This window comes from Allobosea sp. P4_H5 (assembly GCF_056400825.1).
Map to the genome: position 1 here is coordinate 265,743 of NZ_JBFUKM010000003.1, position 16,476 is coordinate 282,218.

General features: G+C 67.2%; 16 protein-coding genes. 5 read left to right on the plus strand and 11 right to left on the minus strand.

Annotation, left to right across the window (positions count from 1 at the left end; all coding sequences use genetic code 11):
- Positions 1-145 precede the first annotated feature (145 nt).
- Entirely contained in the window at positions 146-1,216 is a 1,071-nt protein-coding gene (locus tag AC1DS0_RS07790; RefSeq protein WP_476813800.1) for a Gfo/Idh/MocA family protein, read from the plus strand.
- Positions 1,217-1,262: 46 nt separating this feature from the next.
- Here AC1DS0_RS07790 and AC1DS0_RS07795 read toward each other — a convergent pair whose 3' ends face one another.
- From AC1DS0_RS07795 to AC1DS0_RS07840, 10 genes are read right to left on the minus strand one after another with little or no spacing between them, the layout of a single operon-like run.
- A complete protein-coding gene (locus tag AC1DS0_RS07795) occupies positions 1,263-1,790 on the minus strand; it encodes a TIGR02444 family protein (protein ID WP_476813801.1) in 528 nt (175 codons plus the stop codon).
- 1 nt (position 1,791) lies between these two features.
- A complete protein-coding gene (locus tag AC1DS0_RS07800; RefSeq protein ID WP_476813802.1) occupies positions 1,792-3,207 on the minus strand; it encodes an FAD/NAD(P)-dependent oxidoreductase in 1,416 nt (471 codons plus the stop codon).
- Positions 3,204-3,500, minus strand: coding sequence for a (2Fe-2S)-binding protein (locus AC1DS0_RS07805; RefSeq protein WP_476813803.1), 297 nt, complete (start codon positions 3,498-3,500; stop codon positions 3,204-3,206). The genes AC1DS0_RS07800 and AC1DS0_RS07805 overlap by 4 nt, the downstream gene beginning before the upstream one ends.
- Entirely contained in the window at positions 3,484-4,587 is a 1,104-nt protein-coding gene (locus AC1DS0_RS07810; protein WP_476813804.1) for an NAD(P)/FAD-dependent oxidoreductase, read from the minus strand. The genes AC1DS0_RS07805 and AC1DS0_RS07810 overlap by 17 nt, the downstream gene beginning before the upstream one ends.
- Positions 4,584-5,330 (minus strand): aspartate/glutamate racemase family protein, encoded by a 747-nt coding sequence (locus AC1DS0_RS07815; protein WP_476813805.1) that lies wholly within the window; start codon positions 5,328-5,330, stop codon positions 4,584-4,586. The genes AC1DS0_RS07810 and AC1DS0_RS07815 overlap by 4 nt, the downstream gene beginning before the upstream one ends.
- 16 nt (positions 5,331-5,346) lie before the next feature.
- The gene (locus tag AC1DS0_RS07820) at positions 5,347-5,955 is read right to left on the minus strand and encodes a UbiX family flavin prenyltransferase (RefSeq protein WP_476813806.1); all 609 of its coding nucleotides are present in this window, start codon (positions 5,953-5,955) and stop codon (positions 5,347-5,349) included.
- Positions 5,956-5,971: 16 nt separating this feature from the next.
- Positions 5,972-7,294: a UbiD family decarboxylase gene (locus AC1DS0_RS07825; RefSeq protein WP_476813807.1), complete on the minus strand. Its 1,323-nt coding sequence runs from the start codon at positions 7,292-7,294 to the stop codon at positions 5,972-5,974.
- Between the two features lie 38 nt (positions 7,295-7,332).
- Positions 7,333-8,100: an ABC transporter permease gene (locus AC1DS0_RS07830; RefSeq protein WP_476813808.1), complete on the minus strand. Its 768-nt coding sequence runs from the start codon at positions 8,098-8,100 to the stop codon at positions 7,333-7,335.
- A gap of 2 nt (positions 8,101-8,102) precedes the next feature.
- On the minus strand, positions 8,103-8,861 hold the full coding sequence (locus AC1DS0_RS07835) for an ABC transporter ATP-binding protein (RefSeq protein ID WP_476813809.1): 759 nt from the start codon (positions 8,859-8,861) through the stop codon (positions 8,103-8,105).
- Between the two features lie 50 nt (positions 8,862-8,911).
- Positions 8,912-9,907, minus strand: a complete 996-nt coding sequence (locus tag AC1DS0_RS07840) for an ABC transporter substrate-binding protein (RefSeq protein ID WP_476813810.1) — start codon at positions 9,905-9,907, stop codon at positions 8,912-8,914.
- A 248-nt stretch (positions 9,908-10,155) separates the two neighbouring features.
- On the opposite strand from AC1DS0_RS07840, the gene AC1DS0_RS07845 reads away from it, so the two are divergent.
- On the plus strand, positions 10,156-10,938 hold the full coding sequence (locus AC1DS0_RS07845) for an IclR family transcriptional regulator (RefSeq protein ID WP_476813811.1): 783 nt from the start codon (positions 10,156-10,158) through the stop codon (positions 10,936-10,938).
- Between the two features lie 27 nt (positions 10,939-10,965).
- Here the strand turns inward: AC1DS0_RS07845 and hutC are convergent, their stop codons facing one another.
- On the minus strand, positions 10,966-11,748 hold the full coding sequence (gene hutC / locus AC1DS0_RS07850) for a histidine utilization repressor (RefSeq protein ID WP_476813812.1): 783 nt from the start codon (positions 11,746-11,748) through the stop codon (positions 10,966-10,968).
- A gap of 236 nt (positions 11,749-11,984) precedes the next feature.
- Here hutC and AC1DS0_RS07855 point away from each other — a divergent pair, with 236 nt between their 5' ends.
- The 3 genes from AC1DS0_RS07855 to AC1DS0_RS07865 all read left to right on the plus strand — a co-directional run bounded on the left by AC1DS0_RS07855 (position 11,985) and on the right by AC1DS0_RS07865 (position 16,374).
- Positions 11,985-13,481, plus strand: a complete 1,497-nt coding sequence (locus AC1DS0_RS07855; RefSeq protein ID WP_476813813.1) for an aldehyde dehydrogenase — start codon at positions 11,985-11,987, stop codon at positions 13,479-13,481.
- Between the two features lie 58 nt (positions 13,482-13,539).
- A complete protein-coding gene (locus tag AC1DS0_RS07860; protein WP_476814021.1) occupies positions 13,540-15,225 on the plus strand; it encodes a thiamine pyrophosphate-binding protein in 1,686 nt (561 codons plus the stop codon).
- 123 nt (positions 15,226-15,348) lie between these two features.
- The gene (locus AC1DS0_RS07865; protein ID WP_476813814.1) at positions 15,349-16,374 is read left to right on the plus strand and encodes an extracellular solute-binding protein; all 1,026 of its coding nucleotides are present in this window, start codon (positions 15,349-15,351) and stop codon (positions 16,372-16,374) included.
- Positions 16,375-16,476: the final 102 nt, after the last annotated feature.

The following is a 16,476-nucleotide window of genomic DNA, read 5'->3' on the forward strand; positions in this document are numbered from 1 at the left end:
GATTGCCCGTTCCGATAGGGAGCCCTCGCTGATTAGCTCATCCGGCGACGCTTGACAGCAATTATCCATCTGGTTAATTGACACGTAATTATCCCACGAGTTAATTGTGGGCAGACATATGGCGGTCATAGGGAGCCGTGGGAGCATGAAGACCATCGCAATCGGCGTGATCGGCGCGGGGCTGATCGGTCGCAAGCACCTGGCCAAGATCGCCACGCATCCCGACTTCGAGCTGGCGGGGATCGCCGACGTCAATGCCGAGCAGGTCGCGGCCCAGAACCCCGGCGCGCGCGTCTTCGCCGACTATCGCGCGATGCTCGACGAGGCCCGGCCGGACGCCGTCATCATCGCCTCGCCCAACCAGCTCCATGCCGAGAACGGCATCGAATGCGCCCGCCGCGGCATCCATATCCTGATCGAAAAGCCGGTCACGGACACGCTGGCAACGGCGAGTGCGCTGATCGAGGCGACCAGGGCCGCCGGCATCCGCTCGCTTGTCGGCCATCACCGGCGCCACCATCGCCAGGTCGCGACCTTGCGCTCCCTGCTGGGCGAGGGGCGGATCGGCGATCTCGTCGGCGTCTCCGCGATCTGGGCGGTACATAAGCCGGAGGCTTATTTCAGCGCAGCGCCGTGGCGGACACAGGCCGGCGGTGGGCCGGTCCTGATCAACCTGATCCACGAGATCGACTTCCTGCGCTTTTCCGTCGGCGAGATCGTCGCGGTCGGCGCCGTGCTCTCCAACCGCCGGCGCGGCTTTGCCGTCGAGGACACGGCCGGCGTGCTGGTCGAGTTCGAGAACGGGACGATCGGCACCTTCTTCGTCAGCGACAGCGCCGTCTCGCCCTGGACCACTGAGCAGGGCGTCGGCGAATCCCCCGAATTCCCGTTCAGCGGCGAGAGCAGCTATCGCTTCATGGGCAGCCGCGGCGCGCTGGAATTCCCCAATCTGGTGCAGTGGGCGCAGGCTGGTGACACTCCGAGCTGGAACCTGCCGATCCAGGCGCAGCGCATCCATGCGCCGACGCTCGACCCCTATATCGCCCAGCTCGACCATTTCCGCGATCTGGTCAGGGGCGATTCCGCTTCTCTGCAGCCGGTCGAGGACGGGGCGCGCACGCTGATCGCGACGCTCGCCGTAGCCGAGGCCGCCGCGAGCGGCAGGCGGATCGACCTGCGCGAGCGCTACGCGACGCTGCTTCCGCCCGGGGCATAGCGAGGAGGCTGCTGAGCCGGCTTGGCCGGAGACAGCGGGTGGCCGATCAGCGATTGCTCCGGGCGCGAGCGATGCTGTCCCTCGCGGTTGCCAGGGCCGAGAGCGCGATGCCGATCGTCCGTTCGCTTCCTTGCGTCCTTGCCTCGTTCTCGAGGAACAAGCCGAGCACCTCCTGCATCGGCAGGCCCGGTTTCGGCTCGCGCCGGCCCAGCCATTGCTCGGTCATGGCGAGCTGGATCTGCTCGGCGAGCAGCTCGGCGGCCTTGACCTTCTCCCGCAGCAGCTGCCGCTCCTCGGGAAAGCCGTCCCTCGGCGGCTTGAGGACGCGGCGGATCTCGCGAAGCGGCAGGACCGTCGCGGCCCGCCATTCGGCCGTCTGCCGGCCTAGCTCCGCGACATCCGCCGCCGAGAGCGGCTGCCGCAGGACGAGGTCGGCATAAGTCGCAGCCAGCAGCTGGATCACATCGAGACCGGCTTCGTCCTGCAAGGTCAGGCAGGCTTCGGCGACGCTGGGCAGCGCATAGAATTCCAGCGCGAAGCGCCAGAGCGGGCCGTCGAGATCGAGCTTGCTCATGTCAGCCTCCACGCTGCGAAGCACTTGATTGCGAGGCCCTTGCCAGTTCGCCCACGGTGACGGGCTTGATCGGGTCGCGGACGCGATAGTAGCCGGTCTCAGCTTCGCTCCGGTCCGTCTCGCGCGCGATCAGCCCGGTCACGCTCGGCCCGCACAGCCTTCCCTGGCACGGGCCCATGCCGACGCGCAGGAAGGCTTTCGCTTGGCTGGGGCCGAGTGCCCCGTGCGCCACCGCTTGGCGCAGCGAGCCGGTGCAGACCGCCTCGCAGCGGCAGATCGTGACCGGGTCTGGCGGTGCGACGAGGTCGGCGCTTGGTCGGTACAGACGGTCGAGGAAGGGCCGCGCCGAAAGATGGGCATCGCGCGCCTTCCGGATGCTGTGCAGCCGGGCGTCGCGTTCGGCCGCGGTGATCCGCCCGAGCTCCGCCAGGATCGCAACGGCGGCCGCATCGCCCTCATGGCGGCTCGCTTCCGCCCCGACGATACCGCCGGCGTCGCCGGCGATGAAGATACCCGGCAGCGTGCCGGCGCCCGATGCGTCGCGGCTCGGCTGGAAACAGGACTGGGCGTCGTTCCAGTCGAAGGTGCAGCCGAGAGCGCGCGGCAGCTGCTGCTGGGGGATCACGCCTTCATGCAGGCCGACCAGATCGCAGCTGAGCCGGAGCGGCGTTCCGCCGGCGCGGAAGCGGATGGCGGTGGCGCGCTCTTCGCCCTCGATCGCGATCTCGCTGGCTCCGCGCAGGAGTTTCACCCGCCCGATCGTCAGGGCCGCGAGCAGGCCGGCGCCCTTGGCGAGATAGCGCCAGCCTTGGCCAGTGAGGGCGCGCGGCAGATGCGGCAGTGCGGTGGGGATGTTTCCGGATCGGGCAGTGTCGAGCAAGGTCAGGTGCTCGACACCGGCATCGAGGCATTGCCGCGCGAAGAGATAGAACAGTGGCCCGGTGCCAGCGAGGACGAGCTTGCCGCTTGGCACGAGGCCGCCGGTCTTCAGCATGATCTGCAGGGCGCCGACCGTCATCACGCCCGGCAAGGTCCAGCCCGCCAGCGGCACCGGGCGTTCCATCGCGCCCGTCGCGATCACCAGCGCCTTGGCCCGGTCGAGCGCGACAGTGCCGTTGCTGCGGGACCAGACCGCGGCTCCCGGCTCGACCCGCCAGACGGTGCTGGAGAAGCGTAGCTGGGCGCCGGAGGCGCGCAAACGTTCGACCAGCGCCACGCCGCGCAGATAATCGGGTCCGAGGATCGCCGAGAGGCGGGTGTTGCTCCGGTTGCGCTCGATAGCACGGTAGATCTGGCCGCCGGGCTCGACCTGCTCGTCGAGCAGCAGGGTGCGCGCGCCGCCTTCGGCCAGGGTCGCCGCCGCCGCCATGCCGGCGGGGCCGGCGCCGATCACGATCGCATCCCAGTCCCGGCTCATGGCAGTTGCCTCGCGCCGATCTGCCGGTGCACCACCATGCCGTCCTGCGCGGGCGTCAGGCAGGCCTGCTGGTTTTGGCGCCCGTCGATCTCGACTAGGCATTCGAAGCAGACGCCCATCATGCAGTAGGGCGCGCGTGGCGAAGCGTCGACCGGGCTCTGCCGAAGTGCGCCGATGCCGGCAGCCAGCAGAGCCGCAGCCAGGCTGTCGCCGGGGTGAAAGGCGATCTGCCGTCCCTCGAAGGTCAGCGTCAGGTCGCCTTCGGTAGCGTCCGGTTCAATGCGCCTGAACATCGAACCGTCCGCTTCCGAAACTGGCGACTGCCGGGGGGAGGGCGCCGGCTGCGACAGCTGGGCCGATGTCGAAGGCATGCACGCTGGCGAGAGTAACCCCGCTATGGCAGGTCGCGGCGAAGGCGCCGGGATAGCGGCTGGATTCCTCGTAGATCGGCAGCCCGTCCGGCGTCATCACCCGCAGCGAGCCCCAGAAGCGCACCACCCCGGCCGCCTCCAGCCCGGGCAGGACGCGCAGCGCCGTGGCGCAGAGATCGGCCGCGGTCGCCAGCTGCGTGCCGTCGTCGAAGCCGACCTCCTCATGGCTGCTGCCGAACAGGAAGGAGCCTTCGGCGGTCTGGCGCAGGCAGTTGGCGGCATAGGGGAAGCAGGGGCGGACGCGCTCCGTCACCACGATCTGGCCGCGCTCGGGCTCCACCGGCATCGACAGGCCAAGCTGCGGCGCGAGCTGGGCGGAGCCGAGCCCGGCGGCGAGGACGATGCGGCGGCCATGGACCGGCCCGGACGGCGTCGCCACGGCAAAGCCGCTGGCTTCGGGGCGGATCTCGGTGACGGTCGTGCCCGGCCGGTAGCTGCCGCCGCGATCCTGCAGGGCCTGCTGCAAGGCGCTCAGCAGGTAGAGCGGGCTGACATGGGAGTCTTCCGGTGAGAAGGAGGCTCCGACGACCTCGGGACCGATCCCGGGCACGAGGTCGCGCAGCGCCGTGCGGTCGAGGAACTGCATGGTGATCTCGCCGCCATCGGCGTGGCTGCGGGCGAGGACATCGCGGCGCTTGTCGAGCTCGGCCTCCGAGAAGCAGAAATGCACGCCGCCGGTCTGGCGCCACCCGGTATCGAGGCCGGTCGCGGCATGGAGTTCCTCCGCGAGGTCCTTCCAGAGGCGGCCGGCCCGCAGTGACCAGTGCATATAGGCGGGCTTGCCGACGCCTTTGCCCTGTAGCCAGATCAGGCCGAAATTGCCGCGCGAGGCCCGGTAGGCGACATCGCCCTCGTCGAGCAGCGCGACGCTCGCGCCGGCCCGGCTCGCGCCCCAGGCGATCGCGGCGCCGATGAGGCCGCCGCCGACCACGACGAGGTCGTAGGTCATCTGCGCGACCTCGGATCGCCGCCATAGGCCCGCGGCCGGATCGCCGAATGGAGCCAGTCGACGAGCGTGACGATGTCGAAGACCGGCAGGCCGAAGGCGCGCTGGATCGCCGCCGAATGCGGCGGCAGGTTGGCGCATTCGCTGACGATGGCGCCGATCGCCGGGGTCTCCATGAGCATGCGCTCGACGACTGCCAGCACCTCGCGCTCCTGGGCTTCGTGATCGGCGAGCGGCCGGTTCTCGCGCATATGCGAGCGGATGACGCCGTCCTCCGGCAATTCGCCGAGCGGCAGGTCGGTCGGGGCGCCGACATTGCGGAAATGCCGGTCTTGCAGCGCCTTGCGGTCCGAGACGATCACGCCGACGGTTCGGCCTTCGGGCAGCAGGCTGAGCGCGAGCGGAATCTGCATCAGGCTGGAGGTCGCGATCGGCACCGGGGAATGGCGGCGCAGCTCCGGATGGACCGCGGCGAGGAAGCCGCAGCTCGTGGTGATGCCGGCGGCGCCAATCGCGACGAGATCGTCGATCGCCTCGCGGAACGGGCCGAGCGCCTGCTGCGGATCGCCCTCGATCACGTCCTTGGGCGTCACGCCGCGGACGACGCGGAACTGCACCGGGAAATCCCAGGTTCCGGTGTTGGCGACGTCTCCGGGCAAGCGGTCGAAGCCGGTGTCGAGCACGATGACGCCGATCATTGCGCCATGCACCGGGCGGCGTCTGGGTTGATGCGCGGATGGTGTCATGACCGGGCTCCTACGCTCAGGCTTCGGAAGCGATCTTGCGGGCAGCCGCCATGCCGGCCCAGCGGCGGACCGCGCCGGAATCGACGCCGAACAGGTCGAGCGCGCGGCCGACGCTGTGGTCGACCATGTCGGCGATCGTCTCCGGCAGGGCGTAGAAGGCCGGTACCGGCGGCATGATGATCGCCCCCATTTCGGCAAGGCTGGTCATCGTCCTGAGATGGCCGAGATGCAGCGGCGTCTCCCGCACCATCAGCACCAGCTTGCGGCGCTCCTTGAGTACGACGTCGGCCGCCCGGCTGATCAGGGTCGAGGTCACGCCGGTCGCGATCTCCGACATGGTGCGCACCGAGCAGGGGGCGATCAGCATGCCGAGCGTGCGGAAGGAGCCGCTGGAGATCGTCGCGCCGATATCCTGGATGTTGTGCACGACGCTCGCCTTCTCGGCCAGCGCCGCAGGGCTCATGCCGAGCTCCTGCGACAGCGTCAGATGCGCCGAGCGGGTGACGACGAGATGGGTCTCGACGCCTGCCGTCGCCAGCAATTCGAGCGCCCGCACGCCGTAGACGGCGCCGGAGGCGCCGCTGATGCCGACGATGATGCGCGCGGGCGTGTCGTGATCGCTCATGGGAACACCGCTGCCCTCAGGCGTTGTCGAACCAGTCGGAGAGGACGATCTGGTCGGCGAGGCGGATCTTCTTGCGCTCGAATTCCGGCTTGCGGTGGAACGGCTTGGTCGCGTCGATCAGGAGACGGCCCCAATGGTCCTTCTGCTCGTCGCGATAGAAGGACGGCGTCTCCGGGATGATCAGCATGTCCTTGTCGGGCCGGCAGCGCGTCAGCGTCGCCCACATCACGTCGTCCATGTCGTAGATGTTCACGTCGGGATCGACGACGGTGATGATCTTGGCCCAGATCGGCTCGGCGCCGATCGTCGCCAGCATGACCTGGCGGGCATGACCCTCGAACTGCGTGTCCATCTTGACGATGGCGTGGTTGACGAAGGGCTGGCAGGTGACGTCGAGGATGCCCGGCAGGGCGGCGCTGAGGCGCTGGTAGATATTGGCCGAAACGGACAGTTCCAGCGTCAGCACCTCCTCGGCCGAACCACACAGGATCGAGTGGAAGACGGCGTCCTTGCGGACGGTGACGCCCAGCACCTCGAAGACCGCGTTCGGGCCTTCAGGGACATAGTAGCCCATGAACTCGCCGAACGGTCCCTCGGGCCGGCGCTCGTTCGGCAGGAAGCGGCCCTCGATGACGATCTCGGTATCGGCGGGGACTTCGAGATCGATGTGCTTGCATTTGCGCATCGCGATCGGGCTGCCCTTCAGGCGGGCCGCGACCTCGAGCTCGTCGACATCGTAGGGCAGGGGGGCAGCCGCGGTCAGGAACGAGGTCGAGGGCGCGCCGATCAGCATGGCGGCCTCGAGCGGCTTGCCCATCTTTTCGGCCTTCTCGTGATAGATCGTCAGGTGGTGGCGCGGCGCCAGCCGGCAGCGCAACTCGTCGTCGCTGACGAACATCGAGCGGTGATAGGACAGGTTGCCGACGCCGGTCTCAGGGTCCTTGGCGATGAACATCGCCGAGGTGAAATAGGGCGCCGCGTCGCGGTCGGAATAGGTGATCAGCGGCAGCTCGGAGAGCTTGCACTCGATCAGGTCGTCATCCTCGGACTGGACGAACGGCGTGCCGCCGGGGCCGCTGCCGAGATTGGCGAGGTTGCTCCATTGCCGGCAGAAATCGGCGGCGTCGATGCCGATGATCTCGGCCAGCCGCTCGCGCGAGCCGTAGACATTGGTGACGACCGGGAAGCGGGTGCCCTTGACCTTGTTGAACAGGATCGGCTTGCCCCAGCGCTTCTGTGCGGCATGGGTCACGGCGGCGAGCTCGTGGAAGGGATCGACCTCCCTGTCGACGACCAGCAGATCGCCTCTCTCCTTCAGGCGCGCGATATAGTTTCTCATCGGATTGTCCTTGCGGATGTGACGTCGGGGCGGGCGCGTCAGCGCCGGCGTTGCGATGGGCGCCAGGTCAGGGCCATGCGCTCGAACAGCGAGACGGCCCCGATGCCGAGCGTGGTGAAGGCGGTGATCGAGACCAGCGCCGCGAAGACGAGCGGGGTATCCATGTTGAACTGGCCGAACAGGATGAGATGGCCGATGCCGTCGTTGCCGCCGATGAACTCGCCGACGATCGAGCCGACCAGCGCCAGCGGGAAGGCGACCTTGAGCGCGTCGGTGATGTAGGGGACAGCGTTCATCAGGCGCACCTTGGTGAAGATGCGCCAGCGCGTGCCGCCGGCCAGCGTCGACAGGTCGATGACATCGGCCTCGATCTCGCCGAGCCCGGTCAGCGAGTTCACGAAAATCGGGAACAGCGCCAGCAGGAAGGCGAGGATGATCTTGGATTCGACGCCGAGGCCGAACCAGATCACGAAGAGCGGTGCCACCGCGATCTTCGGGATCGAGTTGAAGGCGGCGAGCAGCGGCATGACGATCGAGCGCAGCATCGGCACATAGATGACGAGCAGCGCGAGCAGGACGCCGAAGACCAGCGCCAAAGCGAGGCCGACCAGCGTGGTCATGCCGGTCATCACCAGTCCGTGCAGCTGGATCGAGGCGGTCTCGGCGAAGCGGGCGGCGATCGCGGAAGGCAGCGGCAGGACGTAGCCGGGGATGCCCAGCAGCGGCGCGCCGATCTCCCAGGCGAGCAGCAGGAAGGCCAGGAAGAGGAGCGGGCGCAGGCGCGCGACGAGGGAGGTCTCGGCCATCGTCAATACTCCGTCTCGCCGGCTTCGATGCCCTCGCGCACGCGGGCGGCGAAGGCGACGAAGCGGGGATCGCGCAGGGTCGCGGTGGTGCGCGAGCGCGGCAGGTCGATCTCGACGATGTCGTGGATCCGCCCCGGCCGCGGCGACATCACCACGACGATATCGGAGAGCAGGACGGCCTCGGTGATGCTGTGGGTGACGAAGAGCACGGTGTTGCGGCTCTCTTCCCACAGCGTCTGCAGGGCGAAGCCCATGCGCTCGCGGGTGATGACGTCGAGTGCGCCGAAGGGCTCGTCCATCAGGATCAGCGAGGGCTTGAGCAGCATCGCCCGGCAGATCGCGGCGCGCTGCTGCATGCCGCCGGATAGTTCGAAGGGGCGGCTCTCCTCGAAACCGGAGAGGCCGGCGAGCGCCATCAGCTCGCGGGCGCGCTCCTCATAGTTGGCAGCGCGCAGCCCGCCCATCTCGGCGACGAACAGGATGTTGCCGAGGGTGGTGCGCCAGGGCAGCAGCACCGGTGACTGGAACACCATGCCGACATCACGGATCGGGCCGGTGACCTCCTGCCCGCGCAGCTTGATGCGGCCGCTGCTGGCACGCACCAGCCCGGCGGCGATGCGCAGCAAGGTGGACTTGCCGCAGCCGCTGGGGCCGACGATCGAGACGAAGCTGTTCTCGGGGACCGAGAAGGAGGCCTGATCGATCGCCAGGGTCGAGCCGAAGGTCTTCGACAGGTTGTCGATGACGAGAGAGGTGGACATGGAGGCTTCCGGAGTGCGGTCGTCAGGCTGAGAAGGGTGGCCGGAGCGGCCTATTTGCCCTTGATCGCGAAGAGGTCGTCGGGCGTCAGCGCCGCGTCGAGCTTCAGCGCCTTCTTCACCAGGTCGATGGTGCGCTGGATGCGCTTGTCCTCGGCCGCGCCGTAGCCGTGCTCTGCGGTGTAGGGCGTCTGTATCGACTTGATCGCGCCGGTCCACTGCGTCAGCACGGTGTCGCGGTTCATGGCCGGGTTGGCCTTGACCATGATCTCGGCGGTCTCTTCCGGGTTCTTGATGGCGTATTCGACCGCCTTGCGCGTTGCAGCAGCGAAGCGCCTGGCCTCGTCGATGTTCTTCTCGAGGGTCGGCGTGCCGGCGACGAGGACATAGCCGAAGACGTCATAGCCCCAGTCGACGAAGCTGGAGAATTCGACGGTCTTGCCCTGCGCGGTCGCGACCTTGGTCAGGGCCGGCATGTCGCCGTCGGAGCTGGCGGTGAACAGGTCGGCCCGGTTGCTCAGGAGCAGCGAGAAATAGACGCCGGGGTCGGCGGCCTGCCAGTCCAGCTTGGAGGCGTCGAGCTTCTTCTCGTCGAAGATGATGGGCAGCACGACGCGGGCGCTGTCGGTCTGCGATGCGGCGATCCGCTTGCCGATGATCGAGTCCGGCGTCTTGAACGGCGTCAGCGAGGCAAGGCCGCTGGTCGTGACGTCGGTATAGACCATGAAGGACTTGAGCTTGGCGCCCTTGGCGATCGCCTGAACGACCGGCCCGATTTCGGCCATGCCGTAATCGGCCTTGCCACCGTCGACGGCTGCGATGACGAAGCCGCTGCCGGTCGCCGGTGCGATGTCGATGTCGAAGCCGGCTTCCTTGTAGAAGCCCTTGTCGCGGCCGATGAAGAACGGCGCGTGGCGGCCATTGTAGACGTAGTTGGTGAGGAAGGTGATTTTCTTCACCGTCGGTGCCTGGGCCTGCGCCTCGACGGTCAGGCCACCGAAGCCGAGCATGGCAGCAAGGGATCCTGTCAGAATTCCGAGCTTGTGCATCAAAACCTCCCCGTTTTCCCGAAACGCTGCCGGGTCTCGCCCGCTCACCATCCGGATTCGCGTCGCCGCGATTGCCCCTAACCGGCGTGCCCGCCGGCCCGTCCCCGAATTGCCCGCTCCGGATCGACCGATCCGGAGCGCCGCGCTTCATTCGAAAATTTATGTTGCGCAATGCACAACAGTGTTGCACAATACGAGCTTGTCAGCCTTTGACGGCCTCGTCAAGCGAGATGCGGGAGCGTGCCCTGATGGAAAATCCTGTTGCGCAACCGAGCGAGGGGCGAGGCGCCACCGTCGGCGCGGTCGAGCATGCGATCGCCATCCTCCGCTGTCTGTCGGGATCGCCGGAGCCGCTGGGGATCAACGAGATCGCGCGGCGGATCGGGCTGCATAAGAGCTCGATCTCGCGGCTGGTCGCGACCCTTGTGGCGGCGCGGCTGGTCGAGCGCGATGCCGCCTCGGCCCGGATCAAGCTCGGGCCCGGCCTTGTCCTGCTCGCGGCACCGGTGCTGGCCGAGCTGCACATCAAGGACCTGGTTCGCCCGGCCCTGGAAGAGCTGGCGGCGCGATCAGGGGAGACAGCCAGCTTCAACATGTGGGACGGCAGCGATGCGGTGACGATCGAGCAGGTCCCCGGTCCCGGCGCGGTCCGGATCTTCTCCGAGCCGGGCCGGCGCGATCCCGGTCACTGCACCGCCTGCGGCAAGATCCTGCTCGCCCATGAGCCGCAGGAGGCGATCGAGGACTATTGCGCGGGCGCACTGGAGCGCTTCAACGCACGGACGATCACCGATCCCGCGGCGTTGCTGCAGGAGCTGACGACATCCCGCCAGCGCGGCTATGCGCTCAATTTCGGCGAGCTCGACGGCGAGATCAGCGCGATCGCCGCCGTCACCCACGATGCGCGTGGCAAGGTCATCGGCAGCATCACCGTGACCGTGCCGAGCTACCGCTTCACGCAGGAGCGGCAGGAGGAATTGATCGCCATGGTCGTCGAGACCGCGCGCCGGGTTTCGCGGAGCCAGGGTTAGGCCGCCGCGGTTCGAAACGCGCCGGCGCTAGCGAATCCGCCTCGGGAACTGTCCTGTGCCACCCGGCGCCGACAGGACCGGCTGCGCCGATGTCGCTTCATGGGCGCTGCGCAGGCGGTAGCGATCCCCCGGATAGAGGAAGCGGCTGCGCGTCACCGGCACATCACCGCGCCAGGTCCGGCGGTCAAGCAGCAGGCAGGGCTGGTTGGCATCGATCTGGAGGGCCTCGCGGCTTTCGTCGTCGGGCCGGATGGCGCGGATCGTGTTGTCGACAAAGGTGACCTCGGTCATCCGCAGCAGATAGGCGTGCGGCGTGATCCGGGTGAAGTCCTGCTCGAGATAGGCGGGGGCTTCGGCGGCGTTGACGAAGCGGTCCTCGATCTGGACCGGCGTGCCGTCCTCCTTGTGCAGCAGGCGCGAGTGGAACACGGTGCTGCCCGCCGGCAGAGCCAGCAAGCCGATGAAGGGGCTGTCCGGCGCCAGCGCGCAGAGCGACATCACTTCGCTGGTATGGACGCCGCCGCTCGCCGAAATCTCCTCCGAGACGTCGGAGAGCTCGAAAATCGCGCATTGCATCCGCGGGCCGACGACGAAGGTGCCGCGACCCTGGACGCGCACCAGCATGCCCTCGGTCTGCAACTCCCTGAGGGCCCGGCGCACGGTCAGGGCCGAGGCGCCGAACTCGGCCGCAAGATCCTCTTCACGGGGGACCTGGAAGTCCGCCGGCCATTCCGCGGCGCGGATCCGCTTTTCGATCGCGGTCTTGATCTGCCCGTAGAGCGGCTGGGTGACCTGGGTCAGCTCGGTCATGCAAGGGTCCTCTGTTCGGATAGATCTGATATCACAATGCAATCCAAACGGTATCTGTCTCTGCTGCCTTTAAGAGCGGAATGCGCATTTTTTCAACAGGAAGGTGCTTGACACCCTCAGATCGTTCAGATCAGTATCGCATATTGATATCATATCGACTTAGAAATGATATGATAAAAATCTAGCCAGGAAGCGCCTCGTCTCGACTGCGCCCGGCTATGACGGGAGAGATTCTGATGACGTCGCATTCGCCCGCGCTGCGCACGCTGGACATGTACATCGATGGCCAATGGGTGAAGCCGGCCTCCGGAGAGTATTTCGAGACGGTCGATCCCTTCACCGCGCAGCCCTGGGCGATGGTCGCGCGCGGCGGGGCCGAGGATGCCGACCGCGCCGTGCGTGCAGCGCATCGTGCCTTCAAGGAGGGGCCGTGGGGTAAGATGCACCCGTCCGAGCGCGGCAAGCTCATCCACCGGCTGGGCACGCTGATCGAGGAACATGCCGACGCGCTCGCCGAGATCGAGGTGCGCGACAACGGCCGGCTGCTGGCCGAGATGCAGCACCAGATCCGCTACGTCCCGAAATGGTATTATTACTATGCCGGGCTGGCCGATAAGATCGAAGGCGTCGTGCACCCTTGCGACAAGCCGGCGCTGAGCTATTCACGGCCCGAGCCGCTTGGCGTCTGCGTGGCGATCATTCCGTGGAATGCGCCGCTGCTGCTGCTCTCGCTCAAGGCTGCGCCTGCGCTCGCCGCCGGCAACACGCTGGTGCTGAAGCCGGCCGAGCACACTTCGGCCACCGCGCTGAAGCTGATGGAGCTGGTCGAGGCCGCCGGCTTCCCGCCCGGCGTCGTCAACGTCGTCACCGGGTTCGGCAAGGAGGTCGGCGAGCCGCTGGTCACCCATCCGCTGACCCGCCATGTCGGCTTCACCGGCTCGACCGCGACCGGCGCATATCTCTATTCGCTTGCCGCGAAGGACGTGAAGCGGGTCAGCCTGGAGCTGGGCGGCAAGTCGCCGAACATCGTCTTCGACGACGCTGATCTCGACAATGCCGTGCGCGGCGTGGTCGGCGGCATCTTCGGCGCGACCGGCCAGACCTGCATCGCCGGCTCGCGCCTGCTGGTCCAGCGCCGCGTCCACGACCAGTTCGTCGAGAAGCTCGCGGCCTTCACCAGGACGGCCCGCGTCGGCGATCCCCGCGATGTCCGCACCCAGGTCGGCCCGATCGCCAACAAGATGCAGTTCGAGAAGGTGCTCGACTATGTCGACATCGCCCGCCAGGAGGGCGCCGAACTGCTGATCGGCGGCAAGCGTCCGGAGGGCGACGAGTGCGCGCGGGGCTTCTTCGTCGAGCCGACGATCTTCACCGGCGTCAACAACGAGATGCGGATCGCGCGCGAGGAGGTCTTCGGGCCGATCCTCTCTGCCCTGGTGTTCGACGATGCGGACGAGGCGGTCGCGATCGCCAATGACAGCGAGTTCGGCCTCGCCGCCGGCGTCTGGACCCGCGACATGAAGCTCGCCATGCGCATGTCGGATCGGCTGGAGGCCGGCAGCGTCTGGGTCAACACCTATCGCGATATTTCCTACACGACGCCCTTCGGCGGCTACAAGAAAAGCGGCATCGGCCGGGAGAACGGCGTCGAGGGCATCCGCGAATACCTGCAGACCAAGGCAGTCTGGCTCTCGACCGCGGATGAGATCGCCAACCCCTTCGTCATCGGCTGAGGGGCGCGCGCAGCATGGCCCTTCGACACTGCCTCAAGCGGAAACCGACATCATGGTGATGAGAAAAGGGAGCGAGATCCTCGCCGACGAGCTGAAGCTCAACGGCGCGGAGATCATCTACCACGTTCCCGGCGAGAGCTTCCTCTGCGCGCTCGATGCGCTCGGCGTGCGCTATCCCGAGATCCGCGCGATCAGCTGCCGGCACGAAAACGGCGCGGCGCAGATGGCCGAGGCCTATGGCAAGCTGACCGGCCGCCCCGGCATCGCCTTCGTCACCCGTAGCCCGGGCGCGACCAACGCCGTCAACGCCGTCCACACCGCCTATCAGGATTCATCGCCGATGATCCTGATCGTCGGCCAGGTGAAGCGCGCGCTGATGGAGCGCGAAGCCTTCATGGCCTACGACTTCCGCACCATGTTCGCGCCGATGACGAAATGGGTCGCCCAGATCGACGACCCCAGGCGCATCCCGGAATTCGTGCAGCGCGCCTACCAGACGGCGATGACTGGCCGGATGGGACCGGTCGTGCTGGTCGTGCCGGAAGATGTGTTCGAGGAGGAATGCGAGGTCGCGCCGGGCAAGCCGAGCGTACCCGCCTCAGCCGGAGAGCCTTCCGACGCGGCGGTCGAGCAGATCTTCGCCATGCTGTCATCGGCTGAACGGCCGCTGCTGATCGTCGGCGGCTCCGGCTGGACGGAGGCCGCGCGGGACGACATCCAGGCCTTCGCTGTTGCCAACAACGTCCCGGTCGTCACCACCTTCCGGCGGCGCGACATCATCGACCATCGCCTGCCCTGCTATGTCGGCGAGATCGGCATCGGCTCGAACCCGGCGCTGCTGGCCCATGTCAAGGACGCCGACTTCGTCATCATGTGCAACGACGCGCTCAGCGACGTGAACACGATCGGCGCCGGCTACATGGAAGGGTTCACGCTCTTCGACATCCCGGTGCCCAAGCAGAAGTTCGTTCACGTCACCAGCAGCTTCGACGAGCTCAACCGGGTCTTCCAGGTCGACCTCGCGCTGCTCGCCGACAACGGCGCCTTCGCCCGCCGGCTCGCCGGCCATGCGCCGGTCGAGCACGCAGTGCGCAGCGCGTGGACGGCCACCCTGCGCAAGACCTTCGAGATCGAGACGACGCCCCGCCCTTGCCCGGGGGAGATCGACCTGCCGCAACTGATGAAATGGCTGCGCCAGCGCCTGCCCGAGGACGCCATCGTCACCAACGGCGTCGGGGCCTATGCGACCTGGAGCCAGCGCTATTTCGCGCATTACCGGCTGCACACGCAGCTCGGCCCGATCAGCGGCTCGATGGGCTACAGCCTGCCGGCGGCGATCTCGGCCAAGCTCCTCCATCCCGAGCGGGTGGTCGTCGATTTCGTCGGTGACGGTTGCTACCAGATGAGCTCGGAAGAGCTGGCGACGGCCGTGCAGTACGGGGCGGCGGTGATCGTCGTGCTGTTCAACAACAACATGTACGGCACGATCCGCATCCACGAGGAGAACCGCCTCGAGGGCCGCGTCAACGGCACCCAGCTGGTCAATCCCGACTTCCATGCGCTGGCGCTGGCCTATGGCGCCCATGCCGAGCGCGTCACCCGGACCGATGAGTTCGCGCCGGCCTTCGAGCGCTGCCTGGCGTCCGGCAAGCCGGCGCTGATCGAGATGTGCGTCGACCAGGAAGCGATCCACTCGCGCTATTCGCTGACCGATCTCAGGAACCGCCGCAAGGCGAAGCACTGACTGCCCCTGCCGCCATGGGCGGCAGGCTCTTCCGGCGCCGCCAGGCAGCGCCGGCCATTTGAACCCTCCGACAGAAGAGGGCTGCTGCGGATCTGACTGCAACCAAGAATCGGGGATTCCAAAATGAACAGGACGATTTCGGCTTTGCTGCTCGCCGGGACGCTCGGCGCGTTGACCTCTCCCGCGCTGGCCCAGGAGTGCAAGCTCAGGGTCACCACCTGGGGTGGCAGCTATCAGAAGACCTATGAATCGGTCGCGGCCGGCTTCGAGAAGGCCCATAGCTGCAAGATCGAGTGGGTCGTCGGCGCCAGCCCCGACCATCTCGTCAAGGCGCGGCTCGGCCAGGTCGATGTCGCCACCAACACGCTGCTGAACTCGATCGCCGGCGAGAAGGAAGGCCTGTGGCTGGCCCTCGACAAGGCCAAGATCCCGAACATGGCGAACCTGTACCCGAACGCGGTCCACTCGCCCTATACGGTCTTCGTCAATGTCGGCGATTACGTGCTCGCCTATAACGCCGACAAGGTGAAGGCTGCGCCGACAAGCTGGGACGAGCTCTGGAAGCCGGACTACAAGAACCATGTCGTCATCTACGGCTTCGAGCACATCCCGACGCTCAGCCTGACCGTGCAGCAGGCCGAACGGAACGGCGGTGGCATCGACACCATCCAGCCGGGCCTCGACCGGATGGCGGCGCTGATCAAGGGCGGCAACCTGATCGGTTCGCTCGATGTCGAGAGCCAGATGGTCTCGCTGTTCCAGACGCAGGACGCCTGGCTCGGCATGCTGGCGACCGGGCGCATGAAGGAGCTGCTGGAAAAGGGCGCCAAGAACGTCAAGTTCGCCCGCCCGACCGAGGGCACCTTCCCGCTGATCAGCACGATCAACATCACCAAGGCGGCCAAGGACCCGGCCAAGGCGCAGGCCTTCGTCGACTATGTGCTGAGCCCCGAGGTTCAGATCGCCTTTGCGACGCGCAATCTCTACGCCCCGACCGTGCAGAACGCGCCGATCCCGGCCGACTTCCAGTACCGCGACCTGCTGGTCCAGAACGAGCAGTTCAAGCGGCTGTTCCTGCCCGATCAGGAGAAGATCACGGCCAACAAGGCCAAGTGGCAGAACCAGCTCAACCAGATGACGAGCAAATGAGCGCGCTCGCAAGCGCCTGCCGGACGAGCGGGCAGGCGCCACAATCCTCGCAAGGCGTCGCCCGCTCGTCGGGCACGCCGGTCCAGGCTTCGACGACGCCTT